Source organism: Amphritea pacifica, assembly GCF_016924145.1.
GTDB classification, from domain to species: Bacteria; Pseudomonadota; Gammaproteobacteria; order Pseudomonadales; family Balneatricaceae; genus Amphritea; species Amphritea pacifica.
This window is the reverse complement of record NZ_JAFFZO010000201.1, coordinates 1-285: the sequence shown is the minus strand read 5'-3', so window position 1 is coordinate 285 and position 285 is coordinate 1. Positions and strand designations below refer to the sequence as shown.

Genomic DNA, 285 nt, shown 5'->3' with positions numbered 1-285 from the left:
TCGCCAAATTTTCTGCGCTGTACATCGAAATATTTCGCAACATCCCACTGCTGCTGCAGATCTTTTTCTGGTATTACGCGGTATTACGTACCCTGCCAACCCCACGGCAGAGTCTTGAATTTTTCGGCTCTTTTCTCAATAACCGGGGATTAATTGTGCCGGCGCCGGTGCCTGAAGATGGCTTTGGGCTGGTGATTATCGGCTTCTTTGGCGCGATCATTGCCAGTTGGTTGATTGCCCGCTGGGCCCGCAAGCGCCAGGAACTGACCGGCCAGCAGTTTCCGG

General features: G+C 53.3%; 1 pseudogene. It reads left to right on the top strand.

Annotation, left to right across the window (positions count from 1 at the left end):
- Window positions 1-285 (top strand): annotated as a pseudogene (locus JW499_RS22070) (amino acid ABC transporter permease); the annotation flags it as partial.